Here is a 19,098-nt window from a genome sequence, read left to right on the forward strand (position 1 = left end):
AAAGAGTCCATGAAATCGTTACTCGACCTGTTCAAGCAATTCACGCCGGATGAGCATTTCGATGCCATCCGCATCGGCATGGCTTCGCCAGAAAAGATCCGTTCGTGGTCTTTCGGCGAAGTGAAGAAGCCCGAGACCATCAATTACCGTACGTTCAAGCCCGAGCGCGACGGCCTGTTCTGCGCCAAGATTTTTGGTCCCATCAAGGACTACGAATGCCTGTGCGGCAAGTACAAGCGCCTGAAGCACCGCGGCGTGATCTGCGAGAAGTGCGGCGTTGAGGTCACGCAGACCAAGGTGCGCCGTGAGCGCATGGGCCACATCGACCTGGCCGCGCCTTGCGCCCACATCTGGTTCCTGAAGTCGCTGCCATCGCGTCTGGGCCTGGTGCTGGACATGACGCTGCGCGACATCGAGCGCGTGCTGTATTTCGAAGCCTACGTGGTGACCGACCCCGGCATGACCCCGCTGAAGAAGTTCAGCATCATGTCCGAGGATGACTACGACGCCAAGCGCAAGGAGTACGGTGACGAGTTCATCGCCAAGATGGGCGCGGAAGGCATCAAGGACCTGCTCGAAGCCATCGATATCGACCTCGAAATCGAAAAGCTGCGCGGCGACCTGACCGGCTCCGAAGTCAAGGTCAAGAAGAACGCCAAGCGTTTGAAGGTGCTGGAAGCCTTCAAGAAGTCCGGCATCCGGCCCCAGTGGATGGTGCTCGACGTGCTGCCCGTGCTGCCACCGGACCTGCGTCCGCTGGTGCCGCTGGACGGCGGCCGCTTTGCGACCTCCGACCTGAACGACCTGTATCGCCGCGTCATCAACCGCAACTCGCGTCTGCGCCGCCTGCTGGAGCTGAAGGCCCCGGAAATCATCGCGCGCAACGAAAAGCGGATGCTGCAGGAAGCCGTCGATTCGCTGCTGGACAACGGCCGCCGCGGCAAGGCCATGACGGGTGCCAACAAGCGCGCCCTCAAGTCCCTGGCCGACATGATCAAGGGCAAGAGCGGCCGGTTCCGCCAGAACTTGCTGGGCAAGCGCGTGGACTACTCCGGTCGTTCCGTGATCACCGTGGGCCCGACGCTCAAGCTGCACCAGTGCGGCCTGCCCAAGCTGATGGCGCTGGAACTGTTCAAGCCTTTCATCTTCTCGCGCCTCGAAGCCATGGGCATCGCGACGACGATCAAGGCCGCCAAGAAGGAAGTCGAATCCGGCACGCCAGTGGTCTGGGACATCCTGGAAGAGGTCATCAAAGAGCACCCGGTCATGCTGAACCGTGCGCCAACGCTGCACCGTTTGGGCATCCAGGCCTTCGAGCCGATCCTGATCGAAGGCAAGGCCATCCAGTTGCACCCGCTCGTTTGCGCGGCCTTCAACGCCGACTTCGACGGTGACCAGATGGCCGTTCACGTCCCGCTGTCCGTGGAAGCGCAGATGGAAGCCCGCACGCTGATGCTGGCCTCCAACAACGTGCTGTTCCCGGCCTCGGGCGAGCCCTCCATCGTCCCGTCGCAAGACGTGGTGCTGGGCCTGTACTACGCCACCCGCGACCGGATCAACGGCAAGGGTGAAGGCCTGGTGTTCGCCGACACTGGCGAAGTGCAGCGCGCGCTCGACGCCAATGAGGTCGAGCTGGCTGCGCGCATCACGGTGCGCCTGACCGAGTGGGCCAAGGACAAGGAAACGCGTGAGTTCGTGCCTTCCACGTCGCTGGTGGAAACCACGGCCGGCCGTGCGCTGCTGTCCGAGATCCTCCCCAAGGGCCTGCCCTTCAGCAACATCAACAAGGCGCTGAAGAAGAAGGAAATCTCCAAGCTCATCAACGTGAGCTTCCGCAAGTGCGGCTTGAAGGAGACCGTGGTCTTCGCCGACAAGCTGCTGCAGAACGGTTTCCGCCTCGCCACGCGCGCCGGCATTTCCATCTGCGTGGACGACATGCTGGTGCCGCCGCAAAAGGCCGGAATCATCGAGCGTTCCGAGAAGGAAGTGAAAGAGATCGAACAGCAGTACGTGTCCGGTCTGGTGACGGCCGGCGAGCGCTACAACAAGGTGGTGGACATCTGGGGCAAGGCCGGCGACGAAGTGTCGAAGGTCATGATGGCCCAGTTGGCCAAGCAAAAGACGATCGACCGCCACGGCAACGAAGTGGACCAGGAGTCGTTCAACTCCATCTACATGATGGCCGACTCCGGCGCCCGCGGCTCCGCAGCGCAGATTCGCCAGCTGGCCGGTATGCGTGGCCTGATGGCCAAGCCGGACGGCTCCATCATCGAGACCCCCATCACGGCGAACTTCCGTGAAGGCCTGAACGTGTTGCAGTACTTCATCTCCACCCACGGTGCCCGTAAGGGCCTGGCGGATACGGCGCTGAAGACGGCCAACTCGGGCTACCTCACGCGCCGCCTGGTGGACGTGACGCAGGATCTCGTGGTGACCGAAGAGGACTGCGGCACCTCCAATGGTTCGCTGATGCGCGCCATCGTCGAGGGCGGTGAAGTCATCGAATCGCTGCGCGACCGTATCCTGGGCCGTACCACGGCCGACGAAGTGCTGCATCCCGAAACGCGCTCGGTGTTGGCTCCTGCCGGCCAGATGCTCGACGAAGACCTCATCGAGGAGCTCGAAAACGCGGGTGTGGACGAGGTGAAGGTTCGCACGGCGCTGACCTGCGAAACGCGCTACGGCCTGTGCGCCAAGTGCTACGGACGCGACTTGGGCCGTGGCGGCCTGATCAACCTCGGCGAAGCCGTGGGTGTGATCGCTGCCCAGTCCATCGGCGAACCCGGCACGCAGCTGACCATGCGCACGTTCCACATCGGCGGTGCCGCTTCGCGCGCTGCCATCGCGTCGAGCGTGGAGGCCAAGTCCAATGGCGTGATCGGCTTCAACGCCACGATGCGCTACGTGAGCAACACCAAGGGCGACCTGGTGGTGATTGCCCGTTCCGGCGAGATCGTCATCCATGACGAACATGGCCGCGAGCGCGAGCGCCACAAGGTGCCTTACGGTGCGACGCTGGCGGTCAAGGCCGACCAGACGGTCAAGGCCGGCACCATCCTCGCCAACTGGGACCCGCTGACCCGCCCGATCATCACGGAGTTCGCCGGCCAGGTGAAGTTCGAGAACGTCGAGGAAGGCCTCACGGTTGCCAAGCAGGTGGACGATGTGACCGGTCTGTCGACCCTGGTCGTGATCGATCCGAAGCGCCGCGGCTCCGCCAAGGTGGTGCGTCCCCAGGTCAAGCTGATCGACGCGCAGGGCCAGGAAGTGAAGATTCCCGGCACCGACCACTCGGTGACCATCGGCTTCCAGATCGGCTCGCTGATCCAGGTGCGCGATGGCCAGGACGTGGGCCCCGGCGAAGTGCTGGCGCGGATTCCGGTCGAAGGCCAGAAGACCCGCGACATCACCGGCGGTCTGCCCCGCGTGGCCGAGCTGTTCGAAGCCCGCTCGCCCAAGGACAAGGGCATGCTGGCCGAAATCACCGGCACGGTGTCCTTCGGCAAGGAAACCAAGGGCAAGGTGCGGTTGCAGATCACCGATCCGGACGGCAAGGTCTGGGATGAACTGATCCCCAAGGAAAAGAACATCCTGGTGCACGAAGGCCAGGTCGTGAACAAGGGCGAGTCCGTGGTGGACGGTCCGGCCGATCCGCAGGACATCCTGCGCCTCTTGGGCATCGAAGAGCTGTCGCGCTACATCGTCGATGAAGTGCAGGACGTGTACCGCTTGCAAGGCGTGAAGATCAACGACAAGCACATCGAGGTGATCGTTCGCCAGATGCTGCGCCGCGTCGTGGTCGAGGCCCCGGGCGAGTCCAACTACATCGGTGGCGAGCAGGTCGAGCGTTCGGAGATTCTCAACACCAACGAGGCGCTGCAAGCCGCAGGCAAGATCCCTTCGACGTACAGCAACGTGCTGCTGGGGATCACCAAGGCTTCGCTGTCGACCGACTCCTTCATCTCGGCCGCTTCCTTCCAGGAAACGACCCGCGTGCTCACCGAGGCTGCCATCATGGGCAAGCGCGACGAGTTGCGTGGCCTGAAGGAAAACGTCATCGTGGGTCGCCTGATCCCTGCCGGTACGGGCCTGGCCTACCACCAGGCACGCAAGGCCAAGGAAGCCATGGACGACGCCGAGCGCCGGGCCATTGCCGATGCCGAAGCCGCTGAGTTGGCTGCCACGACGGAAGACACGTCCGACGTCGAAAGCACCACCAGCCTGGGCGACGCCACGGCTCAATAAGCCACGGCGCGCTCCCTGAAACGCTCCCGCTCTGCGCTTGGCAGACCGGGAGCGTTTTCTTATCTGTTTCCTTTTTTGCACCGGGCCCGCGGACTCCTGCGGGCTCGGCAGACGCAATGCTGCCTTCCTGGATCTTTCTTGCTCTGCTGCTGTTCTGGGCTGTGGGGGCCTACAACCGGATCGTGCGATTGCGCTCGGCCGCCATCCAGGCCTTCGGAGGGCTGGACGCACACCTCATGCGCATGATGGCCATGCTGGGTGAATACGAGGCCGCCCAAGGTCCGGCGCCTGCGGCCCATGCCGATGCGCGGGCGGCGCTGTGGGCCGCCACCACCCAATTCGGTGCTTCGCTGGCGGTCGCCCGGGCCCGGCCGCTGGATGCCGGCGCTGGCGCAGCGCTGCTGACGGCGCGCGAGGTGCTCGAGGCCGCGTGGCTGGCCATGGTGCGGGTCGCGGAGGTTCCGCAAGCGCCCGACGAAGGCGCGGCGCTTCCCCTGTGGGCGCAGCGATGGCAGGAGCTGGTGGCCCAGAATGCGCTGGCCACCCGGCAGTTCAACGATGCGGCGCTGCTGTACAACCAGGCCATCGGCCAATTTCCGGCGCGCCTGCTGGCGTGGCTGTTCGGGTTCAAAGCGGCAAGAACACTGTAGGCTGCATCCCCACCCATTCATCCTGCGGGAGGAATGGGGCATTTCCATTCCACCAGGGCGTGGCCGCCTCCATGGCGTCCGCAACCGGCTTTTCCTTTTTCACGACAGGCTCAGACAGAACATGACCGCCCCGCAGCCGAAACCGCCCTCTCGTTTCTTTCCGCCCCCAGCGGAGGGCGAACGCCGCATGGAGCCCGCGCTTTGGCGGCAGCTGGACGCGGTGGTGACGGCGTTGCAGGCAGTGCGCGCCGGGCAGTCGGGCACGGCAGCCATTGCGGAGGTCGAACCGGGATTGCGGCCGGGGGTGCAGGCCCTCTTGTTCCAGGTGCTGCGCAATCTGGGCCGGGCGCAGGCGCTGCGCAAGCAACTGGCGCCCCGCAATCCGCCACCGCGGGCCGATGCGCTGCTGTGCACGGCCCTGGCACTGGCATGGGCGCCCGAAGAGGCACCCTACGAGGCGTTCACGCTGGTCAATCAGGCCGTTGAAGCAGCCAAGCGCAACCCTGCCTCGCAGGCGCAGGCGTCCTTCCTGAATGCCTGCCTGCGCCGGTTTTTGCGCGAACGCGATGCGCTCGTTGCTGCCACCGACAGCGATCCGGTCGCCCAGTGGAACCACCCGGCCTGGTGGATCGCCCGGTTGCGCAAGGACCATCCGCAGCATTGGCAGCAGATCCTGCAGGCGAACAACGACCATGCGCCGATGGTGCTACGGGTCAATGTGCAAAAAACGACTCCAGCGCAATATCTACTAGGGCTAGATGCTATTAATTTAGGAGCATTTGCTGCGGATGCGTTCGGCATCGTCCTGGAACGGCCGGTGGCGGTGCACCAGTTGCCCGGCTTTGCCGAGGGCCAGGTGTCGGTGCAGGACAGCGCCGCGCAGATGGCCGCTCCACTGTTGCTGCAGGGGCTCGATCTGGCGCAGCCGCTGCGGGTGCTGGACGCCTGCGCCGCCCCCGGTGGAAAAACCGCGCACTTGCTGGAATATGCGGGTGCCGCATCGCCGGTGAAGGTCGTGGCGCTGGAAATCGATGCCGACCGTGCCATCCGTATCCATGAAACGCTGGACCGGGTGGGCGTTCATGCCCAGGTCCTCGTGGCCGATGCGGGGCGGCCGCAGGACGGGTGGCTCGACGCCAGCGGGGGCGGGCTGTTCGACGCCATCCTGCTCGACGCGCCGTGCACGGCCTCCGGCATTGTCCGCCGCCACCCGGACGTGCGGTGGCTGCGGCGCGAATCCGACATCGAGCAGCTGGCCCAGCAGCAGGCCCGCCTGCTTGCTACGCTCTGGCCGCTGCTCCAGCCCGGCGGGCGACTGCTCTACTGCACCTGCTCCGTGTTTCGCGCTGAGGGCGAAGCGCAGGTGCAAACGTTTCTTGCGCGCAACACCGATGCGCATTTGCTCCCGTCTCCCGGCCATTTAATGCCCGGCAAAACGGACGAAAGCGGCGGCGTCTCGGAGAATCGTCCGGGTGACCATGACGGTTTCTTTTACGCCCTGTTGCAAAAACATGCCGGCTGATCGACCCGCTTCGCGCCCTGCCGCGTGGCTGTCGATGGCCGTGGCCGCGCTGCTGTGGATGTGCCTGGCACTGTGGTCGCCCGCGGTGCTGGCACAGCCCGATGCCGGCGACCTGCGCGTCGAAGCCAACGACGAGGGCCTGTACCTGTCCACCACGCTGCATTTCGACTTGCCCGAGCTGGCGGAAGACGCTCTCTACAAGGGCATCTCCATGTACTTCGTGGCGGAGGCCGATGTGGTCCGCGAGCGCTGGTACTGGTATGACAAGGCCGTTGCCCACTCCGTGCGCTACCTGCGCCTGAGCTACCAGCCGCTCACGCGCCGGTGGCGCCTGAACCAGTCCTCCACGCCATTCGCCAACACGGGCCTGGGGGTGGCGCTGGGACAGAATTTCGATGAACTGGGCGACGCGCTCTCTGCCATGCAGCGCATCAGCCGCTGGAAGATCGCCGATGCGGAGGAGGTCTCGGGCGGCCCCTACACCGTGCATTTCCAGTTTCGCCTCGATATGTCCCAATTGCCCCGTCCCTTCCAGATCGGCGCGGTGGGGCGCTCGGGCTGGGACCTGATGCTGTCGCGCAGCGTGCGCGCCGTGCCAGAGCGCGCGCCATGACCGACGACCACAGCGTTCCGCGCACGCCCCAGCAGACCCGTGCCTCCCGCTGGGCCCTGGGCGTGGGCGTGGCGATCATGTGCGCGATCGGGCTGGTGCTGCTCTTTCTGCTCACTGTGGCCACCAACAACCGGGCACTTTACGAGCGCAACTACGGGTGGCTGTTCGGCCTCAACGTTCTCATCGCCCTGCTGCTGCTCGCCGTGCTCGTATGGGTTGTCGTGCGCCTGGCGATGCGCCTGCGGCGGGGTCGGTTCGGCAGCCGCCTCCTGGTCAAGCTGGCGGGCATCTTTGCCGTCGTGGGGCTGTTGCCCGGCCTGCTGATCTACGTGGTGTCCTACCAGTTCGTATCCCGCTCCATCGAGAGCTGGTTCGACGTGAAGGTGGAGGGCGCCCTGGCCGCCGGCGTCAGCCTGGCCCGGGTCACGCTGGATACGATCGCCAGCGACATGGCCACGCAAACGCGCACCGCCAGCAGCCAGCTCGCGCAGGTGCCCGACGCGGGGGCGGGTGTGGTGCTCGAACGCATCCGCGACCAGCTCGGGGCCAGTGACGTGGTGCTGTTCAGCACGTCGGGCCAGCCCGTCGCCAGTGCCGGGCAGTCCCGCTTCGACCTCAGCCCCGAGCGGCCCAGCGCCCAGTTGCTGCGCAACGCGCGCCAGCAGCGCGCCACTTTCCAGATCGAGGGTCTGGACGACATCGCCGATCCCGCTGCAGTGCAGAACGCCCGGGTCAAGACCCTCGTGGCCGTCGGCAACGCCAGCGTGGGACTGCTGGTGGAGCCCCGCTACCTGCAGGCCACGCTGCGGCTTCCGCAAGTGCTGGTGTCCAACGCCATCGCCGTGCAGGAGGCCAACCGGGAGTACCAGGAGCGCGCCCTGGCCCGCGAAGGGCTGCGGCGCATGTACATCGGCACGCTCACCTTGAGCCTGTTCCTGGCCGTCTTCGGCGCCGTGCTGCTCGCCGTCCTGCTGGGCCGCCAACTGGCGCGCCCCCTGCTGGTGCTGGCCGAAGGCGTGCGCGAGGTCGCATCGGGCAACCTGAGCCCCAAGGCCGTGCTGCAGGGCAACGATGAACTGGGCGGGCTGACCCGGTCCTTCGCCGTCATGACCCAGCAACTGGCCGATGCCCGCAACGCCGTCGAGCACAGCATGGACGAGGTCGATGCGGCGCGGGCCCACTTGCAGACCATTCTCGACAACCTCACCGCGGGCGTGATCGTGCTGGACGCCGAGGGGCGCATCCGCTCCACCAACCCCGGCGCCACCCGCATCCTGCGCGCCCCGATGGCGGCCTTCGAGAGCCGGCCGCTGGCTGACGTGCCGGGTCTGGCCGAATTCGCCAGTGCCATTCAGGGCCATTTCGAGGCTTTCCTGGGCGACCGTGAGCAACACGGGCTGGACCATTGGCAGCATTCCTTCGACCTCTACGGCTCGCCCGCCTCGGGCGTGGCCGCCAGTGGCACCAGCCTGGTGGCGCGGGGCGCCGAATTGCCCAACGCACTGCGCTTGCTGGTGTTCGACGACATCACGGAAATCGTCTCGGCGCAGCGTGCACAGGCTTGGGGCGAAGTCGCCCGGCGCCTGGCCCACGAAATCAAGAATCCGCTCACACCGATTCAGCTGTCCGCTGAGCGCCTGGAAATGAAGCTCTCCGGCAAGCTGCAGGACCCTGAGCAAGCCGTGCTGACCAAATCCGTGCGCACCATCGTCGATCAGGTGGATGCGATGAAGCGGCTGGTCAACGAGTTTCGCGACTACGCCCGCCTGCCGGCGGCGGAACTGCATGCGCTCGACCTGAACGCCCTCGTCACCGACGTGCTGCAACTCTACGGCGCCGAGAACGCCACCGTCCCCGTCGAGGCCGAACTCGATCCCCGTTGCCCGCCGATCGCGGGCGATGCCCAGCAACTGCGGCAGGTCATCCACAACCTTTTGCAAAACGCACAGGACGCCAGCGAGACCCCGCGAGAGCAGGCGGAGGCTGGCGGCGGAACTGTCAGTGCGCCCGTGCGCATCACCACCCGCTGGAGCCAGTCATCGCGGCGCGTGCGCCTGACGGTGACCGACAGCGGAACGGGATTTCCCAACCACATCCTTCAGCGGGCATTCGAACCGTATGTAACCACCAAGCCACGGGGCACTGGCCTGGGACTTGCTGTAGTGAAAAAGATCGCCGACGAGCATGGGGCCCGTGTCGATCTTGTCAATCGGGTGGAAGAGGGGGTGGTGCTTGGCGCACAAGTGTCGCTATCATTCGCCCCTGGCCACGTGGTGGCACATTAACAACACTTGGAAACGTATCGCGAGGCTGATCAAAACCCATGGCAAACATACTGGTGGTGGACGACGAACTGGGCATCCGTGACCTTTTGTCGGAAATTCTGAACGATGAAGGGCACAGCGTGGACCTCGCAGAGAACGCCACGCAGGCCCGCGCCGCCCGTGCCGCCAATGCGTACGACCTCGTGCTTCTTGACATCTGGATGCCCGATACCGATGGCGTCTCGCTCCTCAAGGAGTGGGCCATGGCCGGTACGCTCACCATGCCCGTGATCATGATGAGCGGCCACGCCACCATCGACACCGCGGTCGAAGCCACCCGCATCGGCGCCTTTTCCTTCCTGGAAAAGCCCATCACGATGCAGAAGCTTCTCAAGGCGGTCGAGCAGGGCCTGGCGCGCAGCGCCGCGCAGCCGGCTGCATCGGCCACCGCGCCGGCTGCTGCCACCCCGCCGCCTGCGATGGCGGCCCCCGCTGCACCCGATACCCAGGGTGTGCCGGTGGCGCCTTTGCCCGTGGTCGCGAAAGACCCCGGTCCGCACGCGCACCAGGGGTTCGATCTGGACCGCCCGCTGCGTGAAGCCCGCGACGGTTTCGAGAAGGCGTACTTCGAGTTTCATCTGGCGCGCGAAGGCGGCTCCATGACGCGCGTGGCCGAAAAAACGGGCCTGGAGCGCACCCACCTGTACCGCAAGCTGCGCCAGCTCGGCGTGGACCTGGGCCGCGGCAAACGCAATTAAGTCGCCTGAGTTTCAAAACGCCTCTTTTTTCTGGTTATAATTTGAGGCTTAGGCCCGGTAGCTCAGTCGGTAGAGCAGAGGATTGAAAATCCTTGTGTCGGTGGTTCGATTCCGCCCCAGGCCACCATGTCATGTAAGCCGCTATAGCTATGAAAGCTATAGCGGCTTTTTCGCTTTATTCCCGCGTTGGGAATTGACACTTCTTTCAAGGCGATCGTTTTTTTCTTGTTGCTGATGCGGGCAACTGTGCGTACAGTAGCTTAGTGGTCTGTGGATAACATGTCTCTTGTCGTTCCATAACCTGTGGATAATCTTGTATAACTCTTGGTAGGTGGCTCATGATTGCGCTTGAAACTGAGCTCCATGCGTATAGGGAGCAATTGCCAGCCATGTTGTCGCAGCATGAAGGTGACTACGTGGTGATCAGGGGCGATTCGCCTGTTCAGTTTGCTCGGACTTATGAGGAAGCCCTCACATGGGCTTATGCCAAATTCGGACTCGAAGCCTTTTTCGTAAAAAAGGTCGCGGAGGACCAGGACGTGGCTCACTTTGCGCGTGACTTGGGTCCGTGCCGCAGATAAGTGGTGGGTATGGGCCAAGTGGAGTCATCATTGACGTATGGATCGGCGTCAGTGATCCACGCGCGAATGCGATGAGGGCTGTTGGGCAATCCGTTCCTTCGCCCATCCGCCTGCCATTCCTGGTCGATAGTGGGGCTGACACCACCATGGTTAACGAGGACACCATGCGTAGTTTGGCAATCCCGCAACGCGGCGCACGCGACATTGTGGGCTCTACAACCCACATTGCGCCCACGACCTGCAACTCCTATGACGTGCGATTTGAACTCCGTACGCCTGGCGAGCATGCTCTCGTCCTGCCCGCCCTTGAGGTGCTCGCACGACCCTTTTTTAACGTCTCCATCTTCGGGTTGATCGGTAGAGATGTACTTGACAGACTGACCTTCACCATGGGACACGAACGTTTTAGGTTGGAATACTAGCCTAGCCCCTTGCGTACGGATATGCGCGAACGGTCGTAGATCTTTGCGGTGGTCTTCGCGTCGGCATGCAGCTCTGGCAGCGCACCATATTGCGCCTTGTGTTGGGTCGTGTAGTAGGCGCGCAGATCGTGGAACGTGAAGCGCCTTGGGATCACCTTGTCCTTCACGGCTGTTGCCATTGCCCGCTGCCAGGTCGAGGCGAAGCCCGTGTCTGTGTACGGGTTGCCATCTCGTGTTGTGAACACATGCAGGCATCCATCGGGCCGGGGCAGCGCGCGCGCGCGGCGCACTAGGTCTTCCATTGCCGACGTGATGACCACGTTCTCGGCTCGTTTTGCTCCCCCGTGCTGCTTCGCGCGCATCAGGCGGATCACGCTCGCCGCGCTGTCGATCTGCGGCAGCGTCAGGTGTAGAAACTCCACGCGGCGAGAGCCAGCCATTGCGGCGAACTCAGCCATCAGCGCGATGACCTTCCGCTGCTCCCCCTGGCTGGCCAGCCAAGCGATGAACCGGGCCAGCTCGGCCGGCTCGGGCGCCTCCGTGCGGGGGCTCTCAAGGTTGCGCTTTACTTGCTTGCACGGATTCACGTCAATGTCGCCGCGCTCTACCGCAACGGTCATCAGGTTTGACAGCAAGGCAATCTCACGATTCGCGCGCACCGGTGCATCGGCGCGCTCCACGCGCAGATAGCGGGCAATGTCGGCAGGGCGGATGATGCGCGCCGAGGCCTTGCCCATCACCTCCAGCAGCTTCACGCTGTAGATGGTGTAGTCCTTCTTGGTCTGGTCGCTCAGGCGCTTCCATTGGGGTAGCGTTTGGTATGTGCGCCAAAGCTCAAGTAGTGTCCCGCTGTCGTCTGCGGCACCGTTCATGTCCAGCACCTTCTGGATGGCTGCCCGTTTGTCCTGACCCAGGTTCACCGGTTTCCCACCCATGGGGTGGTATCGGTAGGTCACCTTGTCGCCGCCTTTGTGGGGCCGAGCCTCCATACGCGGCAGAAGGCCGAACCCCGACGCGCGGTCGCGCTTTCTCCCCATCATCGACTCCAGTTGAATCCGCCGGCCTTCTTCGTGGTGCCGACCCGGTTGAGACGCTCCTCTGCCATCCGACGGCCGACCAGTGGCAGCCCATCGGGGCGGCGCGGCAGGCTCTCCACGTCCAGCAGCAGGCACATGTGCCGCATCTGGGCATGGCGCTGGGTCAGCGGCGCGCACAGATCATCGATCTCGGCGGCTGTCAGGTGCGGAGTTATGGCGGCGATCGCTTCTGTCATCCCGTACCCCCTGCCGATTCGCCCTCGACCTGCTGCGAGCCTGCCCGCTCTACCTCGTACAGGGCCTGGGCCATTTCAAGCAGGCGCACGGGATCTGGCGCCCGGCCCGGTTCGCCCCTGCGGCCTGCGATCTCCAGGCAAAACTCCATTACCAATTCCTCCTGGCCGGGCGTCATGCAATCGAATTGGGGCTCCCACGTCGCTGCTGATGTGGCGCTGGGTGCGGCTGCCGGCGGGCGAGCATAGCGGTCCAGCGCGTTGACCGCAGCGCGCACGTACTTGGGCACCGCACGGGCCTTGTCGTGGGCCTGCACCATGCGCACCTGCGCGCTTTGGTCCAGCGGCGGATTGCCCAGCACGTCCGCGATGTTGCGCGCGGTGGCCACCAGCTCTTCGGGGCTCTGCCCGATCTCGCACTGCACCCAGGCCACGAGGCGGCGCAGGTGCTGCAGGTCAGAGCGCTTCATGGTATTCGCCCCAGTTGATTGTGAGAGCCAGCACCGGGCAGCTGAAACTGAGCCCTGTGCGCTGCTGGAATCTCTCCTGAGCGCTGGCCAAGGCGTCCTCGAGATCCTGCCGAGTTTCCTCTGCTGCTGCTTGCAGGTTGGCCATCACTGCCGCGGCCACTTGGCCAGGGCTTGGGTTCAGGTGGTCCATGCTCACCGTGGAGTTGGCTGCCTTCATAGTGCGGCCTCCCTGAGAGGCGCTCGGATGCCCACTTTTTCGAGTGCTTCTTTCGCGATGTTCAGCGCTTCGGCGGCTGCGCTGAAGTAGCTGCAGCAAAGTGCATCGGATAGCCGGTCGAAGGTGAATCCGTTCGCGCATTCGAGGCCCTCGATCAAGTCGATCAGTTCGCTCGCCTCAAATGTCCGCCAGCGCAGATCGTCGGGGAGGGGTGCGTCCGTTCTCATGATCTCCAGGTGCAGGCCTTTCAGCAGCCACTGCGCGTGCTGAAGGGCGCCGTGGAGGCCGTGCACAGCCCCTGGTTCATCAACGCCCGCGTCCCCCCCGAACAGGTGAACCAGTGTCTGCAACACAGCCAGGGCGTGATCCATTCGAATGAACAGGCTGTTGTGTTGATCTGGTGCGAGCGTGTACTGGACGACTTGGGGCTGTTCTTGCCGGGCGTGCTCGCCCCGTCCGGGGACGTGCTCCGTCTTGGAGGGCGGCGAATCGGTGAGCGCGTCCAGGAGAGTGTGCGCCGCGAGGATGGAATCGAAGCGCTCTTTGGAGGTGTCCACGTCGAGCGCCCTTTGCGCAGCATGGGTTAGCGCGCGGATTGTGCGCAGGCTTTCACGATCAGAATCGGTTTTTATCTGCTGCAGACCTTCAGCAACGTTGAACGCGGCAAGGAGGATATGGCTGGCTTCGTCGGCTCGGTCTTCAACCTCCGTGGCGCACCATGCGGATTCAAGCGCGCGCGTGAGTGCATCGATGGTCGCTGTGGGGGTCGTCTGCAGCACCTGCTTGGCTGCAGGCGTAACACGGGTTTTTCGAGGGGGTGCAGTGGCGACGGCGTTCATGCTTTCAACTCCATGCGCATGTCGCGCGCAACCAGGCCGGACAGCGTGCGCACCTGCCACTCTGTCAGACCGCTGATGGTGATGGTCCTTCCGGCCTCGGGCTGAAGGTGGATGTATGCACCGCCCTCGGCCTCGCCGATGCCGGTCACCCGACCGACCTCCAGGACGCCGGGCCGGTCGTAGCGCTCGCGCCGGTTGTAGATGCCATGCACCTTGCCCAGAATCTGGATTCGCTCCCATTCCTCGGTCGGGATCGGTTTCCAGCCGCGCGACTCTCCGTGCACGAAGCGCTCGAACTGGCCGTTGCTTCGGTGAATTTCCTGCACGCATGTCCATCGGCTGGAGAATGGCCAGCAGCCCGGCGCTCCGACAACCTCACCGGCTGGCGGACTGTGGTGCAGCAGATATCGCCCTTCGCCGCGGTACTCGCGCACGTCGAAATCGATGTCGAGAACGTCCCCTTTATCGGCCTCTGGCCAGGCCAGATTTTCATGGTCCACCACCAGGTGGCGGCCGGCCCCATAGCCGAACGGCTGGGGCAAAGGGGTGACCTCCGCCACTACGCGGGCGGTGCTGGCGCGGGGCTTGCGAACCCCCGATGGGGTGTCGATCACAGCGTTCATGCTGCAGCCCTCCGCAGCTTGCTCGCGGGCTTATAGACCTCACGCACCACGCCATAGACGGTGATGCGCGATTGCAGGTCTGGTGACACTGGCGCCCAGGCCTGCGCGGCTACGTCCAAGCCCCACAACCTGCAGCCCTCAGTGTCAGGCCGGATCTGGAAGCGACGCGCCCCGTGCCAGCGGGCTCCATCTTCGTGATCGATCGCGATCAGGTAGAGCCCGTCGTGTCGGAAGGTTCGTCGGTCGAAATCGACCTCGATACAGTCTCCCGACTCGATTTCAGGGTGGCACAGCGGGGCGTGCACCTGCACCAGCTGCTGGCCGAAAAGATGGGCGAGATCGTCCGGCGCTGCTATCCGCTCCACCGCCCGCGCGGGCAGGCCCGAACCGCGCGCCTCGCGGTTCGCACTTGGGCGTTCTGCTACAACTTTCATAGCTTCCCCTCTTTTGCAGCCGCGCGAATGCGCTCCTTGCGAGGCTTGCACTCATCCAAGTAGTGGTTCAGCGACTCCTTTCCCTTTTTGCTCAGGCGTTCATACACAGGGTGTGCGCGAAGCTGGCTCGCGGTCACAGTGACGTTGCGGCCGGTTTCGTCGCGGACTGTGTACTCATCTTCGGTGCTTTCAGGCATGAAGGTTCCGACGTGCTGGATTGCCCCGATCAAGGTGTTCAAGAGTGCGGGGTCATCGACCATCGACTGGTGGCTGTGAACGTGGACTCTGGCGACAAAAGCGTCTGGAAAATCGACCTTCATCCGATCCACGACGGTGGCGGCATCTGCCCAGGACAGGTGCCGGAACTCCAGCCGATGGCCGTGGGACGTCCACGCTTCGTAGCGGTACTGCGATCCGCCGACCTCAGCGAGATGCAGCCAGTCCTTCAGCAGATGGCGCTTCTCGGAAAATTCATGCTCGGCCGCGTTGTGCCGGCCTTGATCCTTCAGGCGTTCCACCGCCCACTCGGGCAGCGGCGCTACCGGGTGAGGGTGGATCCTGTCGCGACACTGGTGTGTCTCCAGCACCGAATCGATGACGGACCACCAGTGGACGCCGATTTCTCCGATGCGCTCCAGAACGTCCTGCGCGGTGATAGGGTCGGGCAGGGCTGGCTGGGGCCTGCGCTTGTTTGGCGAGAGGCGGCTGGTGGGTGTGCCCGTGGTGGGGCGGTTGCCTGCCGTGGTTGCGGGCGCGGGTGTCCCTGCGATACGATTCGCCATGATCTGAATTCCTTGCTATGGTTTTTGATCTAGAAGCCCTGATGCGCTCTCACCTGCATCGGGGCTTCGCCGTTTTGGCCGGTTGCCTGAAAAGTGCAACCGTTCCTGCCGCTGGAGGCGGCGGTGGGCGCGGTCACAACAGTGCTCCTTGCGGCTCGTCTGGGCCCTTCGGCAGCTTCTGGGCGAACACACCCTTCGCCTTACCGCGCTGTGACCTCTCTTGCGGAAGGTTGTCGCGCACCAGAGGCACCACCGATTCCCACCAGTCGATTTGGATGCCGCCGTGATCGTTCATCGCTCTGAAATCGTGGGCCTCGCCGTACTTGGCTCCTTCTTCGGTGAGGGCGTAGCCGCTCTCTGTGTGCCGCTGCAGGCCCAGCGCGATCAGGACCTTGTTGACCACCTGCGAACTGACCTTCGCGCGACCAGTCTGCTCCGCAACGCGCGCACCGATCTGGGTAGGGTTCAGGTGGACCATGTGCTCCAGCGCCACGGGTGGGAGCGCCCGGCGAAACTCGCTGAAGTCAATGCCGGTGTGTTCCTGAAATGCCTTGAGCTTTGCGGCTGCAACCATGCCTAGCCGCACGCCCGGCACCTGCTTCAGTGCATCGCCCACGAAGTTGATGATCTTCACTTGCTCAAGTGGCGTGCGGCCACGCACGGGGGGGCGCTTGGCCTTCTCGGGCTGGGGCAGGGCGGCGGCTTCCTTGGCGCGGAAGTAGCCGGTAACCACCTGGCGCTGGACTTGCCATGCGAGATCGTCGGTGAACGGCTTCACCAGCATGGTGTAACCCTGCTCGGTGATGAGCATGCCCTTTGGGGTGCGCGGTGCGAAAGCATCGCCCAGCGACTGCGTACGAATTTCGTCCGCAGTCACCTCGAAGTAGTCCTCGCCTTCCACAAGACGATGCTTGTGCTCGTTGAAGTTGCGGCGCGCCGTGCCCTCCGGCCGGCCATGCACGGCGTCGATCTGCGCCAGCGTTGCGACCCGCTGGCCCTGGTACTCAATCACCTGCAGGGCGGTTTCGTTGATCTTGACGATGTTGCTCACTGCTGCTGTCCTTTCTGAGCGACCTCGCGCTCAAGCAAACGAACGATCAGGCTGTTCAAGCTCAAGTGCTCTGACTTTGCGAGCCCCTTCGCCTTTTCCTGAAGCGGGCCGGGAACACGAAGCGTGAACGTCACGCCCTGGGGCTGCTGGGTGTCCATACTCTTGTCCTCGTCGGCTTCAAAGTGAAGCCGCACAATTAATGTAGTTCGGCTTCATTTTGGTGTCAACACCATTTTGAAGCCGGCGGGTAAAATTCACCATATGGCTCAAGACGACTACATCCGCACAGCGCTGCGCGTCCCCCCCGACTTGCACAAGGAAATTCACGAGGCTGCTGACAAGGCCGGACGAAGCTTCAATGCCGAGATCATCGAAAGGCTTCAGCAGACCGGTCTTGAGGGGCGTCGCCTTGAAGCTGAGCAAGCTCTGAAAGCCACGTTTGTTGGCGTGCAATCGATGCTGTGTTTCCACCTCAGGCAGTTCTATGCGTTGCTGCCACCAGCCGCACAGGCAAAGCCTGTCAATAAAGCTGTGCGAGACATGGCAATTGCAATCGGGCATGGAACACCGGACGACATTGTTCGAACGATGCAGACCTATTTCAAATTGGACAGTGCCAAGTCCGTTGAGCACATCGCGCATTCGATTCACGAAAGCCGTACGGTCATGGATGCCGCCATTCAAGCGGCCCCAGGCAATCCCGAAGAACTGCAGGAAATCGCCAAGGATCTCAAGGCTGAACCCTGATCCCACTACAAAATCTTTGTAGTGCTTCACATCGTGGTCGTGCCATCGGGCAGCAAGGACATGGCTCATGATGGCTGTCCTCTCTGTTGGGTAGTGGAAGTGCGCTTCCCCTTGAAGGTGGAGCGCGAGAGATGGGCTTGAACTGCAGGAAGCCCAGACAGTCTTTTGTAGGTGTGCTTTTCTTGACGCGGCACTCGATTGCCAATCTTTGGGCGCATGTCCAAATGCGCGGGTGGCCAGCCCGCCTTAAGGCGTAGATCCAGCGTCCCCTCTGGCACTCTGAACTTTTCCGCCCATTCCCGAAGCTCACGGACTTCGCCTTCGATTTCCCAGAACACGGTCCCAACGGGTGTGCCGATATCTTCTGGTTTGCGCCAGCGGCGGCATTGAGCCCGATCTGTGATGCTCATGCGTGCCCGCATCGCACGGTCGCGCGCATTGTCTTTTGCAGTGCCCAGGTAAAGGTGGTCGGGGTTACAGCAGTTCGGCACATCGCATTTGTGCAGAACCCACCAATTTCCATTGGACAGCGCGGAGGGACTGATTGGACCGTGCTTCAACTCGTAGGCCAGTCGGTGTGCAGAGAAGGAAAAGCCCCCGGCACTGACCAACTGATAGCCATTTGAATACCTGCCACGGCCGATAAGAAGGTGGCAACCGCCTTCCGCCTGGGTTAGTCGGCTGGCCAGTTTTGATCTTACTTTTTCAACCTGCCAGGGCTCGAGCAAGGCGATGGATTTCATGATTTCGGCCCTTCCTGCTGCGATGGCTGGGCGCGAGCAAACGCTTCCTCTAACAGCCGGTTTGCGATCCAGCCCTGGCTGCGTTCCTGCTCTTTCGCCAACTGGGTGATCCATGCCTTGAGTTCTGGACGGACTTTGTGTTGTATCCACCCAGGCGACTTAGCTGTATCCTCTGCAGTACTCAATTTAAGCTCCTCTACGACGTTTCTAAGCGTTTATGTTGATTGTATGTAGTTTGAAGTACTTTTCAAAGTACTTTTCATTTAGTTCTCATGACTGATTACAAAGACTTTGCAATTCGGCTATCACTGGCGCGCAACCGAGCCGCGATGAGCCAGGGCGAAATCGCTCAGCAAGTTGGAATCACTCAAACGCAGGTGTCCCGATACGAAATTGGCAAGGCCTTCCCTCGGCCTGCGACACTGCGCGCTCTGGCGACGGCTTTGGGAGTTACTCCTGAGTGGTTGGTTAACGGTGAGGGGGACGGGCGACAGATGCTGGTGAAGGTCGGCGCGCCCAGAGGGGCTTTCAGCTGGCTCACGATTCACGGCGATCCCGCTACGCTGGACGGCTTTACGGAATTGGCGGCGAAGGAGGGGATGACGCCCGATCGATTTCTCGCCAAACTGGTCGCGGAACACATGACCAAACTCCAGGCGAAGGATGGCGCGGGCCCCGTCGAAGACAGTGACCTCGCCCAACTCAGCAAGAGAATTCGAGCTTTGGAGGCAAGGGTGGGAACGGGTGACGATGCCGAGCCCAAGGCCTGATCCCAATACAAAACTTTTGTAGTGCCCAATGTGCGCAGGTTCGCGCACCCCTACCGTTGTGGAAATCGCAATGGTTACCATCACACCACTCCCTTCG

At 63.2% G+C, this 19,098-nt stretch carries 20 protein-coding genes and 1 tRNA gene; 10 read left to right on the plus strand and 11 right to left on the minus strand.

All coding sequences use genetic code 11. The annotated features are described in order from the left end of the window. Window positions 1-9 precede the first annotated feature (9 nt). The 8 genes from rpoC to M5C98_RS24735 all read left to right on the plus strand — a co-directional run bounded on the left by rpoC (window position 10) and on the right by M5C98_RS24735 (window position 10,633). Entirely contained in the window at window positions 10-4,245 is a 4,236-nt protein-coding gene (gene rpoC, locus M5C98_RS01715) for a DNA-directed RNA polymerase subunit beta' (RefSeq protein ID WP_272550601.1), read from the plus strand. A gap of 116 nt (window positions 4,246-4,361) precedes the next feature. Beyond that, window positions 4,362-4,895 carry a LemA family protein gene (locus M5C98_RS01720; RefSeq protein ID WP_272550602.1) on the plus strand — a complete coding sequence of 178 codons (534 nt, stop codon included), beginning with the start codon at window positions 4,362-4,364 and terminating at the stop codon, window positions 4,893-4,895. Between the two features lie 187 nt (window positions 4,896-5,082). Next, entirely contained in the window at window positions 5,083-6,417 is a 1,335-nt protein-coding gene (gene rsmB / locus M5C98_RS01725) for a 16S rRNA (cytosine(967)-C(5))-methyltransferase RsmB (protein ID WP_272553109.1), read from the plus strand. Beyond that, entirely contained in the window at window positions 6,407-7,030 is a 624-nt protein-coding gene (locus tag M5C98_RS01730; protein WP_442867219.1) for a DUF4390 domain-containing protein, read from the plus strand. The genes rsmB and M5C98_RS01730 overlap by 11 nt, the downstream gene beginning before the upstream one ends. Beyond that, entirely contained in the window at window positions 7,027-9,315 is a 2,289-nt protein-coding gene (locus tag M5C98_RS01735; protein WP_272550604.1) for a sensor histidine kinase, read from the plus strand. Before M5C98_RS01730 ends, M5C98_RS01735 begins: the two co-directional genes overlap by 4 nt. Before the next feature lie 38 nt (window positions 9,316-9,353). Then, a complete protein-coding gene (locus tag M5C98_RS01740) occupies window positions 9,354-10,052 on the plus strand; it encodes a response regulator (RefSeq protein WP_272550605.1) in 699 nt (232 codons plus the stop codon). 51 nt (window positions 10,053-10,103) lie between these two features. Next, window positions 10,104-10,179: transfer RNA gene (locus tag M5C98_RS01745), tRNA-Phe, on the plus strand. A gap of 262 nt (window positions 10,180-10,441) precedes the next feature. Further along, window positions 10,442-10,633, plus strand: coding sequence for a DUF5678 domain-containing protein (locus tag M5C98_RS24735; protein ID WP_442867269.1), 192 nt, complete (start codon window positions 10,442-10,444; stop codon window positions 10,631-10,633). A gap of 418 nt (window positions 10,634-11,051) precedes the next feature. Here the strand turns inward: M5C98_RS24735 and M5C98_RS01750 are convergent, their stop codons facing one another. From M5C98_RS01750 to M5C98_RS01795, 10 genes are all read right to left on the minus strand, one after another. Then, window positions 11,052-11,990, minus strand: a complete 939-nt coding sequence (locus M5C98_RS01750; RefSeq protein WP_272550606.1) for a tyrosine-type recombinase/integrase — start codon at window positions 11,988-11,990, stop codon at window positions 11,052-11,054. A 101-nt stretch (window positions 11,991-12,091) separates the two neighbouring features. Continuing rightward, a complete protein-coding gene (locus tag M5C98_RS01755; RefSeq protein ID WP_272550607.1) occupies window positions 12,092-12,328 on the minus strand; it encodes a hypothetical protein in 237 nt (78 codons plus the stop codon). Further along, on the minus strand, window positions 12,325-12,795 hold the full coding sequence (locus M5C98_RS01760) for a hypothetical protein (RefSeq protein WP_272550608.1): 471 nt from the start codon (window positions 12,793-12,795) through the stop codon (window positions 12,325-12,327). The genes M5C98_RS01755 and M5C98_RS01760 overlap by 4 nt, the downstream gene beginning before the upstream one ends. Further along, window positions 12,782-13,012 carry a hypothetical protein gene (locus M5C98_RS01765; RefSeq protein WP_272550610.1) on the minus strand — a complete coding sequence of 77 codons (231 nt, stop codon included), beginning with the start codon at window positions 13,010-13,012 and terminating at the stop codon, window positions 12,782-12,784. The genes M5C98_RS01760 and M5C98_RS01765 overlap by 14 nt, the downstream gene beginning before the upstream one ends. Beyond that, complete coding sequence (locus tag M5C98_RS01770; protein WP_272550612.1) at window positions 13,009-13,851, minus strand: hypothetical protein; 843 nt, start codon at window positions 13,849-13,851, stop codon at window positions 13,009-13,011. The genes M5C98_RS01765 and M5C98_RS01770 overlap by 4 nt, the downstream gene beginning before the upstream one ends. Then, a complete protein-coding gene (locus tag M5C98_RS01775) occupies window positions 13,848-14,474 on the minus strand; it encodes a hypothetical protein (RefSeq protein ID WP_272550613.1) in 627 nt (208 codons plus the stop codon). Before M5C98_RS01775 ends, M5C98_RS01770 begins: the two co-directional genes overlap by 4 nt. Further along, entirely contained in the window at window positions 14,471-14,908 is a 438-nt protein-coding gene (locus M5C98_RS01780; protein WP_272550614.1) for a hypothetical protein, read from the minus strand. Before M5C98_RS01780 ends, M5C98_RS01775 begins: the two co-directional genes overlap by 4 nt. After that, complete coding sequence (locus M5C98_RS01785; RefSeq protein WP_272550615.1) at window positions 14,905-15,690, minus strand: hypothetical protein; 786 nt, start codon at window positions 15,688-15,690, stop codon at window positions 14,905-14,907. Before M5C98_RS01785 ends, M5C98_RS01780 begins: the two co-directional genes overlap by 4 nt. 133 nt (window positions 15,691-15,823) lie before the next feature. Next, window positions 15,824-16,741 (minus strand): ORF6N domain-containing protein, encoded by a 918-nt coding sequence (locus tag M5C98_RS01790; protein WP_272550616.1) that lies wholly within the window; start codon window positions 16,739-16,741, stop codon window positions 15,824-15,826. Further along, on the minus strand, window positions 16,738-16,899 hold the full coding sequence (locus M5C98_RS01795) for a toxin-antitoxin system HicB family antitoxin (protein ID WP_272550617.1): 162 nt from the start codon (window positions 16,897-16,899) through the stop codon (window positions 16,738-16,740). The genes M5C98_RS01790 and M5C98_RS01795 overlap by 4 nt, the downstream gene beginning before the upstream one ends. Before the next feature lie 103 nt (window positions 16,900-17,002). On the opposite strand from M5C98_RS01795, the gene M5C98_RS01800 reads away from it, so the two are divergent. Beyond that, window positions 17,003-17,488: an Arc family DNA-binding protein gene (locus M5C98_RS01800; RefSeq protein ID WP_272550618.1), complete on the plus strand. Its 486-nt coding sequence runs from the start codon at window positions 17,003-17,005 to the stop codon at window positions 17,486-17,488. Between the two features lie 65 nt (window positions 17,489-17,553). Here M5C98_RS01800 and M5C98_RS01805 read toward each other — a convergent pair whose 3' ends face one another. Next, window positions 17,554-18,231: an HNH endonuclease signature motif containing protein gene (locus M5C98_RS01805; protein WP_272550619.1), complete on the minus strand. Its 678-nt coding sequence runs from the start codon at window positions 18,229-18,231 to the stop codon at window positions 17,554-17,556. A gap of 272 nt (window positions 18,232-18,503) precedes the next feature. On the opposite strand from M5C98_RS01805, the gene M5C98_RS01810 reads away from it, so the two are divergent. Further along, the gene (locus tag M5C98_RS01810) at window positions 18,504-19,001 is read left to right on the plus strand and encodes a helix-turn-helix domain-containing protein (RefSeq protein ID WP_272550620.1); all 498 of its coding nucleotides are present in this window, start codon (window positions 18,504-18,506) and stop codon (window positions 18,999-19,001) included. Window positions 19,002-19,098 lie beyond the last annotated feature (97 nt).

The sequence above is a fragment of the Acidovorax sp. NCPPB 3576 genome, from assembly GCF_028473605.1.
Classification (GTDB): Bacteria; Pseudomonadota; Gammaproteobacteria; order Burkholderiales; family Burkholderiaceae_C; genus Paracidovorax.

Excerpts from the sequence above, each read along its gene's own strand:
- rpoC (WP_272550601.1), top strand. The coding sequence starts at position 10 with ATGAAATCGTTACTCGACCTGTTCAAGCAATTCACGCCGGATGAGCAT.
- M5C98_RS01720 (WP_272550602.1), top strand. The coding sequence starts at position 4,362 with ATGCTGCCTTCCTGGATCTTTCTTGCTCTGCTGCTGTTCTGGGCTGTG.
- rsmB (WP_272553109.1), top strand. The coding sequence starts at position 5,083 with ATGGAGCCCGCGCTTTGGCGGCAGCTGGACGCGGTGGTGACGGCGTTG.
- M5C98_RS01730 (WP_442867219.1), top strand. The coding sequence starts at position 6,407 with ATGCCGGCTGATCGACCCGCTTCGCGCCCTGCCGCGTGGCTGTCGATG.
- M5C98_RS01735 (WP_272550604.1), top strand. The coding sequence starts at position 7,027 with ATGACCGACGACCACAGCGTTCCGCGCACGCCCCAGCAGACCCGTGCC.
- M5C98_RS01740 (WP_272550605.1), top strand. The coding sequence starts at position 9,354 with ATGGCAAACATACTGGTGGTGGACGACGAACTGGGCATCCGTGACCTT.
- M5C98_RS24735 (WP_442867269.1), top strand. The coding sequence starts at position 10,442 with ATGTTGTCGCAGCATGAAGGTGACTACGTGGTGATCAGGGGCGATTCG.
- M5C98_RS01750 (WP_272550606.1), bottom strand. The coding sequence starts at position 11,990 with ATGGGTGGGAAACCGGTGAACCTGGGTCAGGACAAACGGGCAGCCATC.
- M5C98_RS01755 (WP_272550607.1), bottom strand. The coding sequence starts at position 12,328 with ATGACAGAAGCGATCGCCGCCATAACTCCGCACCTGACAGCCGCCGAG.
- M5C98_RS01760 (WP_272550608.1), bottom strand. The coding sequence starts at position 12,795 with ATGAAGCGCTCTGACCTGCAGCACCTGCGCCGCCTCGTGGCCTGGGTG.
- M5C98_RS01765 (WP_272550610.1), bottom strand. The coding sequence starts at position 13,012 with ATGAAGGCAGCCAACTCCACGGTGAGCATGGACCACCTGAACCCAAGC.
- M5C98_RS01770 (WP_272550612.1), bottom strand. The coding sequence starts at position 13,851 with ATGAACGCCGTCGCCACTGCACCCCCTCGAAAAACCCGTGTTACGCCT.
- M5C98_RS01775 (WP_272550613.1), bottom strand. The coding sequence starts at position 14,474 with ATGAACGCTGTGATCGACACCCCATCGGGGGTTCGCAAGCCCCGCGCC.
- M5C98_RS01780 (WP_272550614.1), bottom strand. The coding sequence starts at position 14,908 with ATGAAAGTTGTAGCAGAACGCCCAAGTGCGAACCGCGAGGCGCGCGGT.
- M5C98_RS01785 (WP_272550615.1), bottom strand. The coding sequence starts at position 15,690 with ATGGCGAATCGTATCGCAGGGACACCCGCGCCCGCAACCACGGCAGGC.
- M5C98_RS01795 (WP_272550617.1), bottom strand. The coding sequence starts at position 16,899 with ATGGACACCCAGCAGCCCCAGGGCGTGACGTTCACGCTTCGTGTTCCC.
- M5C98_RS01800 (WP_272550618.1), top strand. The coding sequence starts at position 17,003 with ATGGCTCAAGACGACTACATCCGCACAGCGCTGCGCGTCCCCCCCGAC.
- M5C98_RS01805 (WP_272550619.1), bottom strand. The coding sequence starts at position 18,231 with ATGAAATCCATCGCCTTGCTCGAGCCCTGGCAGGTTGAAAAAGTAAGA.
- M5C98_RS01810 (WP_272550620.1), top strand. The coding sequence starts at position 18,504 with ATGACTGATTACAAAGACTTTGCAATTCGGCTATCACTGGCGCGCAAC.